16 protein-coding genes are annotated in these 17050 nt (G+C 39.2%); 6 read left to right on the top strand and 10 right to left on the bottom strand.

The genetic code is table 11. The annotated features are described in order from the left end of the window. Positions 1-6 precede the first annotated feature (6 nt). Positions 7-1734, bottom strand: a complete 1728-nt coding sequence (locus FTV11_RS00080; protein WP_180050335.1) for an ABC transporter substrate-binding protein — start codon at positions 1732-1734, stop codon at positions 7-9. A 772-nt stretch (positions 1735-2506) separates the two neighbouring features. Here FTV11_RS00080 and FTV11_RS00075 point away from each other — a divergent pair. The 5 genes from FTV11_RS00075 (at position 2507) to FTV11_RS00055 (ending at position 7805) form a co-directional block, all read left to right on the top strand. Beyond that, positions 2507-5173 carry a TonB-dependent receptor gene (locus tag FTV11_RS00075; RefSeq protein ID WP_168379578.1) on the top strand — a complete coding sequence of 889 codons (2667 nt, stop codon included), beginning with the start codon at positions 2507-2509 and terminating at the stop codon, positions 5171-5173. Between the two features lie 148 nt (positions 5174-5321). Continuing rightward, a complete protein-coding gene (locus FTV11_RS00070) occupies positions 5322-6020 on the top strand; it encodes an energy transducer TonB (protein ID WP_180026721.1) in 699 nt (232 codons plus the stop codon). 37 nt (positions 6021-6057) lie between these two features. Then, positions 6058-6933, top strand: coding sequence for a MotA/TolQ/ExbB proton channel family protein (locus tag FTV11_RS00065; RefSeq protein WP_373685391.1), 876 nt, complete (start codon positions 6058-6060; stop codon positions 6931-6933). Between the two features lie 14 nt (positions 6934-6947). After that, the gene (locus FTV11_RS00060) at positions 6948-7373 is read left to right on the top strand and encodes a biopolymer transporter ExbD (protein ID WP_078190074.1); all 426 of its coding nucleotides are present in this window, start codon (positions 6948-6950) and stop codon (positions 7371-7373) included. A gap of 18 nt (positions 7374-7391) precedes the next feature. Further along, the gene (locus tag FTV11_RS00055) at positions 7392-7805 is read left to right on the top strand and encodes a biopolymer transporter ExbD (protein ID WP_078190075.1); all 414 of its coding nucleotides are present in this window, start codon (positions 7392-7394) and stop codon (positions 7803-7805) included. Positions 7806-7909: 104 nt separating this feature from the next. On the opposite strand, the gene FTV11_RS00050 is transcribed toward FTV11_RS00055, so the two are convergent. The 6 genes from FTV11_RS00050 to FTV11_RS00025 all read right to left on the bottom strand — a co-directional run bounded on the left by FTV11_RS00050 (position 7910) and on the right by FTV11_RS00025 (position 13128). After that, the gene (locus FTV11_RS00050; RefSeq protein WP_180073187.1) at positions 7910-8368 is read right to left on the bottom strand and encodes a nucleoside deaminase; all 459 of its coding nucleotides are present in this window, start codon (positions 8366-8368) and stop codon (positions 7910-7912) included. Positions 8369-8407: 39 nt separating this feature from the next. Then, the gene (gene bioD, locus FTV11_RS00045; RefSeq protein ID WP_180073186.1) at positions 8408-9049 is read right to left on the bottom strand and encodes a dethiobiotin synthase; all 642 of its coding nucleotides are present in this window, start codon (positions 9047-9049) and stop codon (positions 8408-8410) included. Continuing rightward, a complete protein-coding gene (bioC, locus tag FTV11_RS00040; protein WP_180073185.1) occupies positions 9050-9823 on the bottom strand; it encodes a malonyl-ACP O-methyltransferase BioC in 774 nt (257 codons plus the stop codon). Between the two features lies 1 nt (position 9824). Further along, a complete protein-coding gene (locus FTV11_RS00035; RefSeq protein ID WP_180073184.1) occupies positions 9825-10991 on the bottom strand; it encodes an 8-amino-7-oxononanoate synthase in 1167 nt (388 codons plus the stop codon). Further along, positions 10988-12280 carry an adenosylmethionine--8-amino-7-oxononanoate transaminase gene (gene bioA / locus FTV11_RS00030; protein ID WP_180073183.1) on the bottom strand — a complete coding sequence of 431 codons (1293 nt, stop codon included), beginning with the start codon at positions 12278-12280 and terminating at the stop codon, positions 10988-10990. Before bioA ends, FTV11_RS00035 begins: the two co-directional genes overlap by 4 nt. 86 nt (positions 12281-12366) lie before the next feature. Further along, positions 12367-13128, bottom strand: coding sequence for a YqiA/YcfP family alpha/beta fold hydrolase (locus FTV11_RS00025; protein WP_180073182.1), 762 nt, complete (start codon positions 13126-13128; stop codon positions 12367-12369). Between the two features lie 160 nt (positions 13129-13288). On the opposite strand from FTV11_RS00025, the gene FTV11_RS00020 reads away from it, so the two are divergent. Then, complete coding sequence (locus tag FTV11_RS00020) at positions 13289-13855, top strand: peroxiredoxin (RefSeq protein ID WP_180073181.1); 567 nt, start codon at positions 13289-13291, stop codon at positions 13853-13855. A 57-nt stretch (positions 13856-13912) separates the two neighbouring features. Here FTV11_RS00020 and bfr read toward each other — a convergent pair whose 3' ends face one another. The 3 genes from bfr to FTV11_RS00005 all read right to left on the bottom strand — a co-directional run bounded on the left by bfr (position 13913) and on the right by FTV11_RS00005 (position 16840). Further along, the gene (gene bfr / locus FTV11_RS00015) at positions 13913-14377 is read right to left on the bottom strand and encodes a bacterioferritin (protein ID WP_067762676.1); all 465 of its coding nucleotides are present in this window, start codon (positions 14375-14377) and stop codon (positions 13913-13915) included. A gap of 346 nt (positions 14378-14723) precedes the next feature. Beyond that, the gene (gene rlmF / locus FTV11_RS00010) at positions 14724-15698 is read right to left on the bottom strand and encodes a 23S rRNA (adenine(1618)-N(6))-methyltransferase RlmF (RefSeq protein ID WP_180073180.1); all 975 of its coding nucleotides are present in this window, start codon (positions 15696-15698) and stop codon (positions 14724-14726) included. A gap of 353 nt (positions 15699-16051) precedes the next feature. After that, positions 16052-16840: a hypothetical protein gene (locus tag FTV11_RS00005; RefSeq protein WP_180011991.1), complete on the bottom strand. Its 789-nt coding sequence runs from the start codon at positions 16838-16840 to the stop codon at positions 16052-16054. Between the last annotated feature and the right edge of the window lie 210 nt (positions 16841-17050).

Raw genomic sequence — 17050 nt, 5'->3', positions numbered from 1 at the left:
ACTCAATTATTTTTTACTAGGCTGAATATCGAGATATTGCCAACTGGTGTTCATCATTGGATGTGTTTTATACCCCTGAATTTCAGGGTGAATTAACCAATTACGAATCCGTGTAGAATGGATAATCCAAGGGTTATCCGCTTCAATTTGACGGTTCATTTTTTCATAAAAAGGTTCACGATCTTTAGGTTTCAACACAATTGCTTGTTTATATAAAGCGTCATAAGCTTTAGATTGATAACAACTTAAATTCCCTTGTCCTGAATTTGGCCCATATAGTAATTGAGCAAAGTTCTCCCCTTCAGGATAATCTGCAATCCACGCTCCTGACCACATCATATATTTACATTGCATTGCTTCTTTTAAATTATCAGCAAAGTTACTGACCTTAAACTGTACCCGTATCCCAATGGCATCGAGATTTTTTTTCCACAACTCAGATTGAATCACTGATTTAGAGCTATTTTCAGTATTTATTTTTAAGGTCAACGCTTTACCATCGGGCAAGGTTCGATAACCATCAGCACCTTTCTTATACCCAAATCGATCCAGTAATTTATTGGCCAGCAATGGGTTATATCCCAAACTGCTGCGATATTTTGGATTAAAGCCACTCACACCTTCTGGCAAAAACATTTCAGCCTTTACGGCCTGCCCTTGATATAACTGTTTAATCGCTTCAGCTTGATTGTATGACATGCTGATAGCACGGCGTAACGCAATCTTTTCAAGGCTTTGACCACCGACAAGCGGGTCTTGCATATTGAACATGCTGTAGGTGATTTCAGCATCTTTATTTGGATAATGCTTAATGCCGAGCTTTTGCATATCAGGCTTAAGTTTATTTTGCGAATCTAAGGCTTGCGGTACTGCATTTGAGGTCAATTTATCAAAATTCAGCTGCCCTGTTTTAAATGCTAACCACCGTGACTGTTCTTCTTCAATAATACTGACGGAAACTTTGCCGATTTGCGGCATTTTCTTCCCGTTCATTTCTTTAACTAACTGATTGTCCCAAGCTGTGCCTGTCGATTTAAAATTCCAGACAAAACCACGATAATTCGGGTTTGCAACCAGTTCGATCTTGCTACGTGGCACATATTTACTGAGCTGATACGGTCCCGTTCCCACAGGATGCTGTGCAATTTTATTGCCATAAAATTCAACAACTTCTTTTGAAATTGCACCAAACGTAACATAGGCCAAAATATATTGAAAATTATAGTCAGGGCGCGTCAAAGTAATTTGCAAAGTATAAGGATCTATCGCTTTTAGGCCGGCAATAGCCGCATTGTAATTAAATTTTCCTGACTTCTTTGCATCCGCAACGACCGCATCCCCTCCTAAGATTTTGCCATCAATAAATGAATAGGTCGGAGAACGGTTAGCTGGATCTAAAATTCGTTGAATCGCGTAAATGTAATCTTGCGCAACTAGCTCGCGTTTTTTTCCCTTAAAGGCTGGATCATCTGAAAAATGGATGCCTCTTTTGATTTTGAAGGTATAGACTTTTCCTTCTTGTTCAATCTTTGGCATCGCTTCAATGGTATTTGGAACAAGAACAACAGGACGTGCTAGATAGTCATATTTCAATAAGGGTTCAAAAATGGCTTCCGCAATATTGCCACTATAATAATTATAGGTTTTGACCATATCAAAACCATCATCAGGTGCTTCAAATGCAATATTTAAAACTTTATTCGATTGTGCAGAAGCTTGAACCTCGGCCATCATCCCTGTTGAAATTAATAATGCAAGGAGCGCTATTTTAAATTTTCTAGTTTCCAAACCTTTTCCTTTCTGATGATTTTTTAATAATACAAAGCCGCAAGCAGACTTTAAATAAAGCCACCCTCACTAAAATAAAACAATCTAGTTTAAATTGAGTTTTAAACGTAGAACTTAATACAGCAATTAATATAAAGCGAAATTCATGCCACCACTCCTTGGTTGAAAGTTATCTGAATTAAATATCCTTTTAAATTCATTTTTTAAGATAAATTTATACTAATAGCGACTTTCCGAGTAAAGCTCGTTTTTATCAAAAATTCAACTCTTGGATGTGTACTCATCCATGCACATTCTGCACAAATATAATACATTCCTGATTCATAATGGATCATGTTCAGATGAAATGACAGACAACAGACAACTAAGCCACTGAATTTATGGTTTTTATTTTTTATTTATTTCTCTTATTAGCCTTATAAATCAAACACATAAATATGAATTAAATCACACTTTTTATGGTTTAATTTGCACCTAATCATGTTTTTAAATTTTTTTTTGATCAAATGTTAAATTCCCAACAAACCCCAATCAAAAGGATAATTTTAAAAAATATACTTACCGTTCATCTTAAATTTCTCCAATTTAAAATCAATAATGTAGATATTTATCAGTATTTTATATTTGAAAATAAAATTTAAATATAAATATGGCACTTGAATTGCTTAAAAAGAATCAAGCAATATCGCTAACTACAACAAAAAGGAATACTTTTACTATGAAAGAGAAAAAAAATGCTAAATCTGTGGGGGGCACACCATTTAGCAAAACAATACTTAAATTAAGTACTCTTAGTTTAAGTATGCTGTGTTTATCTTTAGCGCATGCAGCAGATAATACGGACGAAGAAGAGAAAGCTCAGCCAAAAGTAGCTAAAGTGACCGTAACAGGCTCTTCAATTAAAGGGGTAGCAGCACAGAGTGCATCACCAATTACGGTGATTAAAGCTGAAGAATTAATTAAACAGGGTGTTACCACTGTGGAAGAAGCGATGAATAAAGTCAGTGCTAACCAGGCTGGCTTTGTGACTTCCCAGAATATTGGTAAAAGTAATACCTCTGGTTCTTCAGCAAATTTACGTGGTATTGGTACCGATAAAACACTTGTCCTTTTAAATGGTCGCCGTCTGGCAAATAGTCCATTCAGTACTTCAGAAGTCAATTTGAATATCATTCCATTGGCAATGGTAGACCGCGTCGAAGTCCTACGTGATGGTGCATCTGCCGTTTATGGTGCAGATGCAATCGCAGGTGTAATCAACTTTATCACTAAAAAACAATATACAGGCGCTGGTATTAGCGGAGGTATATTTGCACCTGAAGAAGCTGGAGGCGATAAAAAGGACGTCTCTATTTTTGGTGGTTATGGCGATTTAGATGAACAAGGTTTTAATGTCTATGGTGTTATCGATTATCGTAAAACCGACCCAATCTGGGCTAAAGATCGTAAAGTCAGTAAACGTGGCGGTTTAATTCCTGAACTCGGTATGGCAATTGGATCGACAGCTGGATTCCCTGCAAATATCGGTGATTCAGGCGTTGGTATTGTTAACCCGTATATCAACGATAACTGTAATAATGCACCAAATACATTTGTCTCTGGTACACGCTGTTTACTTAATACCCAAGCATTGATTGGTATTATTCCGGAAGAAGAAACACTATCTGCTCTTGGTAAAGCTACAATTAAAATCAATGACAATATCAATGCTGTTGCTGAATACATCTATACAAAAAGCGAAGTCACCACTTCTATTGCTCCAGATGTTTGGGGTGGTAGCCTAACTATTCCGAATACAAGTAAATACTACCCTGGCAATGGCATAACTCCAGGTATAACTGGTTTAAAAGATGATGAAGCTGCCCTTTATCTTCGTTCTCAAGCTGGTAATCGTGTATCACACACCATTAATGAATCGAATCGTGTCTTTGCCGGAATTGAAGGTGAAGCTTTAGGCTGGGATGTGAATGCTGGGGTGACATATGCCAAAGGTGAATCAAGTGACAGCTTCAAGAGCGGCTATCTCAACATGGAGAAAGTACAAGATGCGCTGAATGATGGAACACTTAATCCATTTGGTGCGCAAGCACCTGAAGATGCAGGGAAATGGTCGACTTTTGATGTTAGAGGTAAAACAAACGTCGCGAGTTTAGAATCAACTTCTGTTGACTTCACAATTAGCCGACCAATTTTCGAACTACCTGCGGGTGAAGTTGGTTTTGCATTCGGTGGTAGTTTCACTAAGCAAGATTGGGAGGCTAAAGTAAACTCACCGATTGTCGCTTTAGTTCCTGGTAGTGGTATAGACCCTGATAAACCAATCAGTAAAGGTGATCGTGAAAATACAGCATTCTTTACAGAATTCCACATTCCGATTTTACCAACCTTAGAAGCTCAACTTGCAGCGCGTTATGATGATTTCAGTGATTTCGGCGATACATTCAACCCGAAAGTTTCATTACGTTGGGAACCGACAAAGCAATTGATGTTCCGTTCGTCATATAGCACTGGTTTCCGTGCCCCAAGCCTTTGGGAAATCAACGCTCCACAAAGCGAAACATACACTAGCGCCAGCTTCGACAATCCAAGATTTTGTGATGCTGAGGGCAAGCCAAATGATGTTAACTACGCCGACCAATGTGGTATGCAATTCAAACGCAAGCAAGGTGGTAACCCAGATCTTCAACCTGAAGAATCAACATCATATACAGCTGGTTTCGTCTTTGAACCAATCAAAAACTTAGTCTTTACTGCTGATTACTACAATATTGAAATTGAAGATCTTGTTGGTTCAATTACACCTGACATGATTTTCGACAATCTTAGTCAATACGGTAACTTAATTGTATATGCACCAGATGGCCGAATTCAGTATTTAAATACAACACTGCAAAACATGGGTGGTTTAAAAACTTCTGGTGTTGATTTAAGTCTAAATTATCAAACTCCAAATACACCTACAGGACGTTGGGGCTTCGGTATTGATGGTACTTATGTCATCAAAATGGATTACCAAACTGAAAAAGGCGGTGAATGGGAAGGCTTAGTCGGTGTTTATGATGACCCTGCAGTTGTCCGCTGGAAACATACGGCCAACCTAAATTGGGCATATGAAAACTGGGGATTGCGTTTCGAACAACAATTCACCCGCGGTTATGAAGACGCATCTGAAACTCGTGATGTTGCTGACTATACCTTGTATAACGTTGCAGGTACTTACAAAGGCTTTAAAAATCTAGAGCTTACAGCAGGTATCAAAAATATGTTTGATGCCGAGCCAGCTGCATCTGACGCAAAAAACAATGCACAGTATGGTTATGACCCTCGCTACAGCGATCCAACAGGACGTACTTACTTTGTACGTGGTACATATAAATTCTTCTAAAACATAACTTTGCTAACACGGTTACTCGTCTAACCGTGTTAGTAGCGTTAATTTATTTAATTAGTCAAACATAAAAAATGCAAAAAACACTTATATCTCAAGTGCCAATTTCACTATTGATTGTTTGTCTCACATTTCAGGAGTAGTAATGGGCAAAAGCTTTTCCGAATTAGAAAATAATTCCGGCAAACGCCTGATCGGAATTGGGGCAGTCATTCTTCTGCATCTCATTGTACTCTACGGATTAATTACTGGCCTGTCCAAAAAAGGTGAGAAAACTGTAGAAGAACCTGTTGAATTAATCATTATTCAAGATAAAAAACCTGAGCCAGAAAAACCGAAACCAATTGAAAAACCACCTGAATTACCAAAACTCGTTAAGGAAGTGCTCAAAACACCAGACCCTCAACCTGAACAAAAGGTTGTTGAAAAAGCTGCACCAACACAAACAGTGAAAGCCGTTTCAACACCTACGCCTACAGCCTCTCCATCTCCTAGCCCTGTTGCAGCACCTGCACCAATCGCTGCGGCAGCACCCGCTCCTGCCCCTGCTCCAAAACCAGCTGGGGAAACACGTGGTGCATCTGAGGGTAGCGTTGGATGTAAAGAACCAGATTACCCTCGTGAAGCTGCAATGGCAGAAGAAGTAGGAACTGTCCGCATCTCTGTATTGGTTGGGCCTGACGGCAGTGCGAAACAAGTGAAGGTCAAAAAATCGAGTGGTACTAAATCTCTAGATAAGGCTGCTAGCAAAGCATTCAGCTTATGTACATTTAAGCCTGCACTCAAAAATGGTGAGCCAGTTGAAGATTGGTTTGATATTGAATACGAATTTAAACTTGATTAATGAATCTACAAAAATTTGGAGAATATGAATGAATAAAATGATGAAATCAGCACGTATTTTTGCATCAGCAACTGTATTAGCAACAACTACATTACTCCCGCTTCAATCTGTATTTGCTGAAGAATCTGCAACACCGCCAAGTATGGTTAAAGTCGAAATCAGTGAAGATAAAATTCAAATTACCGATGATGGAACACACACGCCACCACCAAAACCAGCAGCAACCCAAGAAGTCCACAACCCGTATGGCTTAGAAGCACTATGGCGTGAAGGTGACATCGTTGCTAAATCGACACTCTTTATCTTGGTCCTGATGTCGATTGGAACTTGGTACATCATGGTCACTAAATTTATTCAACAAGCTAAAATTAAGCGCCAAGGCAAAGAAGCTGAAGCTAAATTTTGGGATGCAGCTTCAATTGATAGCGCTGCAGAAACCTTAGACGAATCGAGTGCATACCGCTTTATTGCAGAAAAAGGCATTAATTCAACCAAAAAACACGGCGGTAATCTGCTGGAACGTATTGACTTCAACACATGGGTAACTATTTCAATCCAGCGTGCTATCGATAAAATTCAAAGCCATTTAAGTGGTGGATTAGCTTTCCTCGCTACTGTAGGTTCGACTGCACCATTTGTGGGTTTATTCGGTACAGTTTGGGGTATTTACCATGCTTTAACGGCAATTGGTATTTCAGGTCAAGCATCTATTGATAAAGTTGCAGGCCCAGTCGGTGAAGCCCTAATTATGACGGCAATTGGTTTGGCTGTAGCAGTACCTGCGGTTCTTGGCTATAACTGGTTAACACGTCGTAATAAAGCAGTTCTAGATAATGTTCGTACCTTTGGTTCAGATCTACACACCGTACTTTTAAGCGGTGAGATCAAAAACAATAATAACGACACAAAATAAGAGAGGCATCAGCCATGGGAATGATGGTCAATTCAGATGGTGACGAAGATGATGTAATTTCAGCCATTAACACAACACCTTTGGTTGATATTATGTTGGTGCTGCTCATTATTTTCTTAATTACAGTACCTGTTGCAATCCATACAGTTCCGGTGAAGTTGCCTGAGGAAAAGAATACGCCTTATGAAACTAAACCGATCAATATTCAGATTGCTGTCAATAAAAATGGCGATATCTTCTGGAATGAAAAATACATTGCAGATAAAGATACGCTGATCAGTCGACTACAAGCGGAAGCTAAAAAGCGTCCGCAACCTGAAGTTCATATCCGTGGCGATCAGGTGACAAAATATGAAGCGATTGATGAAGTCATTAGTGCAACACAAGCAGCAGGAATTGGCAAAATTGCTTTTGTCACCACCCCTGTTGCCGCACCATAATCGGATGAGGGACAAGGTATGGGAATGAATGTCGGTTCCGATAAAGACGATGATGTTATGTTGGACGTCAACATGACGCCATTGATCGATGTGATGTTGGTTTTGCTCATTATGTTTATTATCACAATTCCAATTCCAAATAACTCGATCAATATTGATTTGCCAAACGGTACGCCACCGCCAACCAATGAAAAGCCGCCTGAGCCGGTCACTTTACGGATTGATGCGCAAGGTAAATTATTTTGGAATGGTCAACCCGTTGCCAATAAGCAAGCTTTAGAAACACTTTTTGCTGGTGTTGCACAACAAGCAGATCAGGATACGATCAAAGTGCAACCTGACAAAATGACAGAATATAAAGATGTCGCTATGGTGATGGCAGCAGCACAACGTTTGAATGTCAAAAAAATTGGGGTCTCAGCAAATCAATAATTGCTCCCCAACAAAAAAAGCCAACTGATCACCTCAGTTGGCTTTTTTAATTCTTCACAGAAATCTATACAGTTAGTGACTCAGAAAGAAACTCTTATTATTTATTAAGTATTTTTCTGCTTCCAAAATTCATATAGCTCATGATCACAGTTTGGCTTTAACTGACTAAAACTCAACCCTTGCTGTTCATGAGGTTCATGTCTTAATTTTTCGGCAATCTCTGCTGTAGATAAGCCATAGGCTTCTGCATCAGCATTTGAATAGGCATACACAATTTTTTCAACTCCAACCATTCGCAGAGCTGCCAAACACATTGGACATGGTTGTCCGCTCGCATAAACGACACAGTCCTTCAAAGACGTCGTATTTAAATTTTGGGCGGCTTGTCTTAATGCATTTAACTCGGCATGAGATGTCGGATCGCCTGAGATTAATATTTGATTCACCCCTGTACTCACCACAGCACCATGCTTAACGATCACAGCACCAAATGGTCGCCCACCTTGCTCAATATTTTCTTTCGCAAGTTGAATCGCAAGTTCTATAAACGCATGATCCGTCATAATTACACCCCATCATTGTCAATATATAGAGTTAGCCCATTATGCCAATACAGGAACATCAATCCATAACGCCTCTGGAAAGTGTTTCGCTAAATATGCTTTTAAATATTCAGCAGTATCTTTAGAAATCAATGCATCTTGCGATTCATCATTTAAATTATAAGCCAGTGCATAAAGTGCCAAGCCACGACTTTTTAGTGCTTCCAAACTTAAAATCGTATGGTTAATGCTGCCCAAACGACCTGATGTCACCAAAATAACGGGATATTTTTTCTCTACAACATAGTCGATGGTTAAAAGATCCGTGGTTAATGGCACCATCAACCCACCCGCACCTTCGAGTAAAACATTGTCATATTTTTCAGTTAAACGTTTTGTCGCGTATTCGATTTTAGCAAAATCAATGTCACGTCCATCGATTTTGGTGGCGAGATGTGGCGATGCAGGATAACTAAATATTTCAGGCATCGTGAGTTTGGTTTCATCTTCGACCAACAACCCTGTACCCATAATTTGACGATGTTGTTCTATATCCTCAGAAATATCGACATTGCCTGTTTGGATCAACTTTTGGGTAATAGTTTTTTGGTCCTGCTCATTCCACAATTTCGCTAAATAACCTGTTGTATAAGTTTTACCAATGCCTGTGTCTATTCCACTGATAAAGTAAATTTGAGCCACTTATTTTTTCCTTACAATACATTGGATGGGATGATAGGTCAGCGGATACTGAAGCACCTCTGAATCAGGAGTAGATACAAACTGTGCATAATCTAGATAAAACTGCTGCAAAGTACTTTTTGTCCAGCGATGCTGCGCCGTTGCAGTCACGCCCGTTGCCTTAATATGCTGAAGCACATCGCGCGGATGCTCAAAATACAGTTGCTGTACCTCTTGCTTCATCATGACAAATTCAAAACCACAATCCATCAAAAACCGTTGCAGCAGATGAATTTCAAAATAATCCAAACCGCAGCCCGTCAGTTGCTTCATTTCACGCAAATTTTCCCTACCAAAACTGCTGAATACAAAATATCCTTGTGGCTTTAAAGCTTCATATATTTTGCTAAACAACTGCGGTAAATCGGACATCCACTGCAAAGCAGAACTTGAAATAACCAAGTCTAAGTTTTGCGGAAGCGCCTGCTTTTCAATATCACCCATCAGCAGATGGGTATGGGTCTTTTGCAAAAAGGTAGCATCTTGCAAAGTGACGATATTTTCAGACAAGTCATTCAAATATAAAGTATCAATTGCACAATGCTTGAGCACTTCCTGCGTGAACATTCCTGTACCGCAACCAATTTCCAAAGCCTGATGCCAATGTTTTTTCCCGACATACTGATCCATCAGTCCTGCCAGCTCTGTGCAGATTCTTTTTTGAACCACAGCCTGCTGATCATAGGTCAACACAGCTTTAGAAAAGCGCTGCTTAATTTGAGATTTATCCAGCATCTTACTCTGCCATTAGTTGCTTGATTAATGTATGCAGCTCTTCTTGACCAATGTTGGAAGTCAAAGAGATGCGTAAGCGCGAACTATGCTGCGGCACAGTGGGTGGACGTACAGGCATGATATAAAAACCTGCCGCTTGCAAAGCTTGAGCCTTGGCAACAGTTTTATTCGACTCGCCAATAATGACCGGCACAATATGTGATGTAGATGGACAATCAAAACCTTTGGCTTGCACAGTTTGCTGCAAATTTTGACTGATTTGCTGTAAATGTTGACGCTCTGCTTTTAAATTTAAAACGTTCTTGAAAATAAAATCTGTCCACGCCATACAGATTGGAGGCTGTGCAGTACTAAAAATCAACGGTCGCATCGAGTTAATCAAATAGTCACGAATAATCGCATGACAGATGAGATACCCCCCTATTGAAGCCAGTGCTTTACCAAATGTCCCGACTAAAAGATCAATATCATCCATCACCTGATATTGCTCAGCACAGCCTAAACCACGCTCACCGCGCACACCGATTGCATGCGCCTCATCGACATACAACATCACTTTGGGAAATTGTTTTTTGATCCGAACCAATTCAGCTAAATCGGTTTCATCACCATCCATACTGAAAATCGATTCCGTCACCACAATGATCCGCTCAAAAGCCTCATCTTCATGGTATTTACATAAAAGCTGAAATAGATGCGCCAAATCATTATGGCGATAACGTACATATTTCGCACTCGATAATCGGATGCCATCAATCATACTGGCATGAATCAGCTTATCCGCCAATATCAAGGTTTTACTGTCTGCAAGCGCAGGTAAAATCCCGATATTCATGTGATAACCACTGTTGAATAACAGAGCTGCACGGCCGTGAAAGGCTTGGCTTAAATTGTCTTCAAGCTGTTCATATTCAGGAAAATTTCCTGTCAGCAATCGAGAGGATGATGAACTCATCCAACGCTGTGCATTTGGGGTTTCATCAAAAAATTGCTCACGAAGCTGAACATTGGACGCCAAGCCCAAATAGTCATTTGACGCCAAATTCAACATTTTGTGATCATGAATACTAATGTAACGATCGTGCTGATGATTTGACGTGAACTGACGTAAGTTGCCATGCTGTTTCAGCTGATCAAGCTGCTCTGAAAAATGGTTGAGCAGATTCATGCTGGCTGCTCCATGTTTTTCACCACCTCAACCATTTGTTCTAGCAAAATTTTTAATTCATGCTCAGAAATAATATATGGCGGCATCACATACACTAGCTTACCAAATGGACGAATCCAAATGCCGCGACGGACAAACTCCTGTTGTAGCGTTTTCATATCTACATTAAAGGTCAATTCCACCACACCAATTGCACCAAGTATTCGTACGTCTTTGACATGTTCAAGCGAGGAAAGTGCTGGTAAATAAAACTTTAATTGAGCTTCGATACGTCGAATATTGGCTTGCCAATCTCGAGACAGCAGCAGTTCGGTACTTTTTACAGCCACAGCGCAAGCCAAAGGATTTGCCATAAAGGTTGGGCCATGCATAAACACACCCGCTTCGCCTTGGCTGATCGTATTCGCAACTTTCTGCGTAGTCAGGGTTGCAGACAAGGTCATATAACCGCCTGTCAGTCCTTTACCAATACACATAATATCTGGCTCAACTGCGGCCCATTCCCATGCAAATAATTTTCCGGTACGGCCAAAGCCTGTGGCAATTTCATCAAAAATCAATAAGACCTGATATTTCTCACAGAGTAATTTAGCTTGACGTAAATATTCTGGGTGATAAAAACGCATCCCCCCAGCACCTTGCACAATCGGCTCTAGAATCAATCCCGCAATATTTTCATGCTGTTCGGCGAGTGTCTTTTCCAGTTCAGCAATATCCGCTGGATTCCACGTTTGGTCAAAGCCAACTTGCGGCGCGGGAACAAAAATTCGATTGGGCAAACTTGAACCAAAAATCTGATGCATCCCTGTCACGGGATCACACACAGACATCGCATTCCAAGTGTCGCCATGATAGCCAGAACGTGGTGTGATAAAATTGGTTTTATTCGGTTGATGCAAAGACGCCCAATACTGCACTGCCATTTTCAAGGCTACTTCGACAGCAACCGAACCTGAATCAGCAAAGAAGATTTTATCTAAACTGGGCGGTGTGATTTTTAACAGTAATTTAGCCAGTTGAATCGCGGGATCATGTGTCAATCCACCAAACATGATATGAGACATCTGTTGCAGTTGATCGGTCACAGCTTGATTTAGCTCAGGATGGTTATAACCATGAATCGCACACCACCATGAAGACATACCATCAATCAATTGACGACCATCTTCAAGCTCAATCATCACCCCTTGCGCACGTTTCACTTTAAACGTTGGAAGGGGCTGAGTCATCGATGTATAGGGATGCCAAATATGCTGCTGATCAAATTGTAGATCGGTTAAATTGACCATCCCTCACTCCATGTATCAGGCTTAAACATCAATGTGGCAAGATGTTAAACCCACGGCAAGGAAAAATAAATTGCCATAAAGCCCAGCTATTCAGAGATTTGTTCTATTTTCTTTAAATATTGGCAGATTTTGCAACTTATGACTTCAGATTGAAACAATGGAAAGCCATGTGATCCAGAAACCAATTCAGTCTCCAAAAACTTTACAGCTAAATTACGCAGTAAGCGTTCAACTTTGTAACTAACTAAAAAATCTTGCTTAGCAAACAAATGGTATTGATGACCAGTGTAATTTTTCAAGATACTGACATTATTAAGCTTCTCCAAACAGTTCAATCCTGCTCGAAGCACATCTAAATTTTGCGCTTGAATCAAACTTTGCAAGGTGATGAAATCTTGCTTGCTGCTATCAGTGCCCTGACAAACCATATAACCAAACTTTTTTAGGGTCGAAATTGCATCCTGCTCGAAAGATTGTTTGAAGCTTTGAAAAGTCGCTTGATCCATCCCAGCAGACCACTTTTCATGAGCCACAAAACTTGGATTTGAGCCAAGTGTGATCAGCACTTTTTGTTGTTGATATTTTTTTTGAATTTCATCTACCAAAATCGTCGCCAATTGACCACCAAGTGACCAGCCAATAATCACATCAAATTGCTTCGCCAATGCAACTTTCTGTTCGAGCACTGCTAGATTTAAGGCATCAAAAATATTCCATAATTCGACCTGATAACCTTGAGCGATCAATGCCTGCTGTAAAGGAGCAAGTAATTTACGACCGCCGCCCCAGCCAGTAATAAGTAAAATATGTTGATTCAATACAAACTCTAAAATTAAACGATTCCACATAGTATAAAAGTTCAAAGCAAGTTTGATAGTGGCATTTCAGCACATCAACCGATTTGCCAAAAGACATTCGCAATCGACTTCAATAAATATAAAATCAGCCAGCCTACAGCGCTTTAAAATTTGTTAAGATCGAATAAAGAACAATATAAACTGATGCTCTATGAAAGTTTCTTCATTGCTTAAAATCTGTTTAATGACATGTGCTTTAATAGCAACGACCCAAATCACAGTTGCCGAAACATCAATACTCAGCACCAGTCAAAACAAACAAAAACAATGGGTTGGCACACCCGCACCCAACTTTAAATTGCAAGATCAAAATGGAAAATGGCACGAACTGAAGCAATATCAAGGCAAATGGCTTGTTCTGTACTTTTATCCCAAAGACAACTCACCCGGTTGTACAGAAGAAGCCAATCAATTTAAAACCCTATATCCACAATTTTTAAAAAGTAATGCGGTTGTTTTGGGCGCAAGCTTAGATGATGTTGCATCACATCAAAAGTTCTCTAAAGCACTCGGACTTCCCTTTCCAATTCTTGCCGACCAACAGCACAAGCTGGCTACTCAGTTAGGTATTGTACGAAACTTAGGGATTTTGAAAGTTGCCAAACGTGAAACCTTTCTCATTGACCCGAAAGGCATTATTGTTTATCACTACACCAGTGTGATTACACAGACACATGCGGCGCAAGTCTTGGCAGATATCAAAAGACTACAACAATAGTTTTCATGCCCCAATAAAAAACCCAGCAGAAGCTGGGTTTTTTGGATATTTTTTAAATTACATTTGAGACTGAATATAATTTGGTAGGCCAATAAGTTCGATCAAACGCATTTGCTTTTCAAGCCAGTAAGTATGATCTTCTTCAGTATCTGACATTTGCTGACGCAGCATATCACGGGTCACATAGTCACCCTTTTCTTCACACAATTTTACGCCTTGTGCAAGTTTCTCACGAACATGATATTCAAGCGCCAAATCCGCTTTTAAACAAGTCACAACGTCTGTACCGACTTCAATATCATCACGATTCATATTCGGCGTTCCTTCAAGGAACAATACGCGCCGAATCAATGCATCTGCATGTGAGCCTTCTTCTTGGCTTTCATGATCGATACGTTCAAAGATTTTACTTAAGCCCCAATCTTCATACATACGGGAATGAATTAAGTATTGATCACGAGCAGCCAGTTCGCCACCGATCAGCATATTTAAGTAGTCTACGACTTCTGGATTGCCACGCATTTTCTTCACTCCATACCCTTTTCAAATATTATGGACAAGTTTCAAAATGAATGCAAAATATAATTTTTGTAAGCTTATGATTTATATAAAATTTAAATGATAAACATACGCATTTGCAGTTCAATTCCGCGCATTTTTCACATATAAAAGAAGCCCTTGCAGAATATTCAAAGCGCTTAGAACACAAAATAAGCAAAAATCGCTAGATGCTGTTTTTTGTAACAATTAACAATGCGTCTTGTTTAGCAAAAATTCGCCGGATTGATCCAAGACGCCATACTTGCAATGCCTCGCCTCTATTCATGGAATAGTGCACTGATGACCCAAATTTCCAAAGAAGACAGACTTAAGCTGAAGTCCAACGTGCATTGTTCCATGCTTGCTGCTGCTTTGAATCTAAAAAAGTCCAAGCGACAAAACGGCTTTCTTTTTGTCCCTGAGTCATTTTAATAGTTTTCACATCCACTGCGCCGCTCTTCGCTAAGGCCTTTAAAAGCACTGGCAATGTTGTTTTCTTGGAAACTAGTGTACTAAACCAAAGGCATTGCTCTGCAAACTGAATGCTCTCTTGCACCATTTGGCAGACAAATCGTTCTTCGCCGCCATCACACCAGAGTTCGTTTTTTTGACCTCCAAAGTTTAACACCACCTTGGTACGATCAACCGGCTTGCCCAGTTTTCTTAATTTTTGCGTTGCTGTCGCGTTGGCTTCATCTTGCGAGGCATGAAATGGCGGATTACACATGGTCAAATCAAAACGATCTGAAGGTTTGATCACACCATTGAAAATATTGCTCGCTTTTTTCTGCAATCGAATCTGAATACCTTTACGCAGATTCGGATTTGCCTCCACAATAAATTGGGCACTTTTAACCGATGCAGCATGAATGTCTGAGCCGACAAATTTCCAGCCATAGCTTCGATGACCAATGATCGGATAAATACAGTTCGCGCCAACGCCAATATCTAAGACTTGAACGGTGTTTCCAGCTGGAATCAGACCTTTATTGTTAGCACTCAACAAGTCAGCCAAATAGTGGATATAGTCCGCTCGCCCCGGAATAGGCGGACAAAGATAATCTTGAGGAATATCCCAATATTGAATGCCATAAAAATGCTTGAGCAATGCTTTATTCAACATTTTCACAGCGTGCGGATCAGAAAAATCTACCGATAAATCGTTATATTTATTTGGGCTGACAAAAGGTGCAAGTTCCTTACAGCTCTTGATTAACTGAGGAAAATCGTAACGACTACGGTGCAGATTTCGTGCATGTAATTCCGACTTTTGCTGCGGAAAAGATTTCTTTGCTTGCGCCATATGTATGCCAATATTCAACGGGAGAACAGAATCATCTGATAAGGCAGGATATCTACCTGCAAATTAGTTGATATTGTACGTGAATTTACCCCCCAATTGCTCCCCCAACCTGTTATTTGTCTTTCTGCAAATCAATAACCACGTGGACATCTATTCTTATTTAATCTGTACATTTTTGGTTGCTATAGCATTAGATTTCATTAAAAAAACCGTGGAAGATGAAGAATCAACAAAAAAGCCCAATCTGTGATGATAGGGCTTTTCATATCAGCATAAAATAATGATTTATATGAAATAAAAGTTAGTATTCGTATAGCGTGTATTATGTTAATTTTAGGGGAACTTAATATTCATTATCCATCTAAATCAAATATATCTAGAGAATCAACATACGGTAAGATCATATAATTATGATCTGATAAATGTCGTTTCAACCTACTACTAGTTTCTTGATTATAAGAATAAATGTTATCTAATTCTTCGAAGAGAGAATCCAGTTTCTCTAAGGTAAAGCTTGGCTTCTTGATAAAAAATAATAAACTCGCACCTAAGCCAACATATTCTAGATCAAAATTCTTATCCAAATATTGGATTAAACTGAAAGATTCAAAAGGAGATAGATCACAACTAAAATATCCATTGAGCTGTGCTGCAAATTTTTCATGATCATTTTCAGAATTAACTAATTTAATTTGAATAACTTCATCTAAAATTTTTTCAGGCTGCTCATTAATTTTTAATAAAACAGATAGGTCTTGATCACTATAATTAAATTTTCCATGTAGATCATGAATGTTCACCTTATTTTCAGATCTTAATAATTGATCAATATGATACTTAACCTGAAATGGCAGGGTGTTGTCATAGCTTATATCTTCATCTTCACCCTCTTCAATAATTTCCGATGTATCAAAATAAAGTCCATCTCCCATCGAAGCATGCATAGACGTATATTCACACTGTCCTATATCTTCTAAAAGCATTAACACTTTCTTAGGAGCATTTTTTGCTTTAATTTCTAAATACAAATTGAGAACATCTTTCCAAGATTTAGATTCACTAATTGTTGCAAAACACAACAATTCTTGAGCCTCATCACTTAAAAGGGGATTTGCTTTCTTTTCGATATTAAGTGTAGTCATAAGATTTTTAGAAAGTTAACTGAAGCCAAGAATTATGTCAGATCTCCTCCATTTAACATAATGGCTGTTATACGAAATGAAATTGTTAGAACCCATTTAAAGTGTCTATATTCTCACCAATAAAAATGTCTGGTTTATGATGATTTTTATCACCATGGACTGGATATAAAATATAGATGCTGATCACTATGTCTGACAAAGAAATTCAAC

The organism is Acinetobacter sp. YH12231 (assembly GCF_013417755.1).
Lineage (GTDB): Bacteria > Pseudomonadota > Gammaproteobacteria > Pseudomonadales > Moraxellaceae > Acinetobacter > Acinetobacter amyesii.
This window is presented reverse-complemented; position numbering and strand designations above follow the sequence as displayed.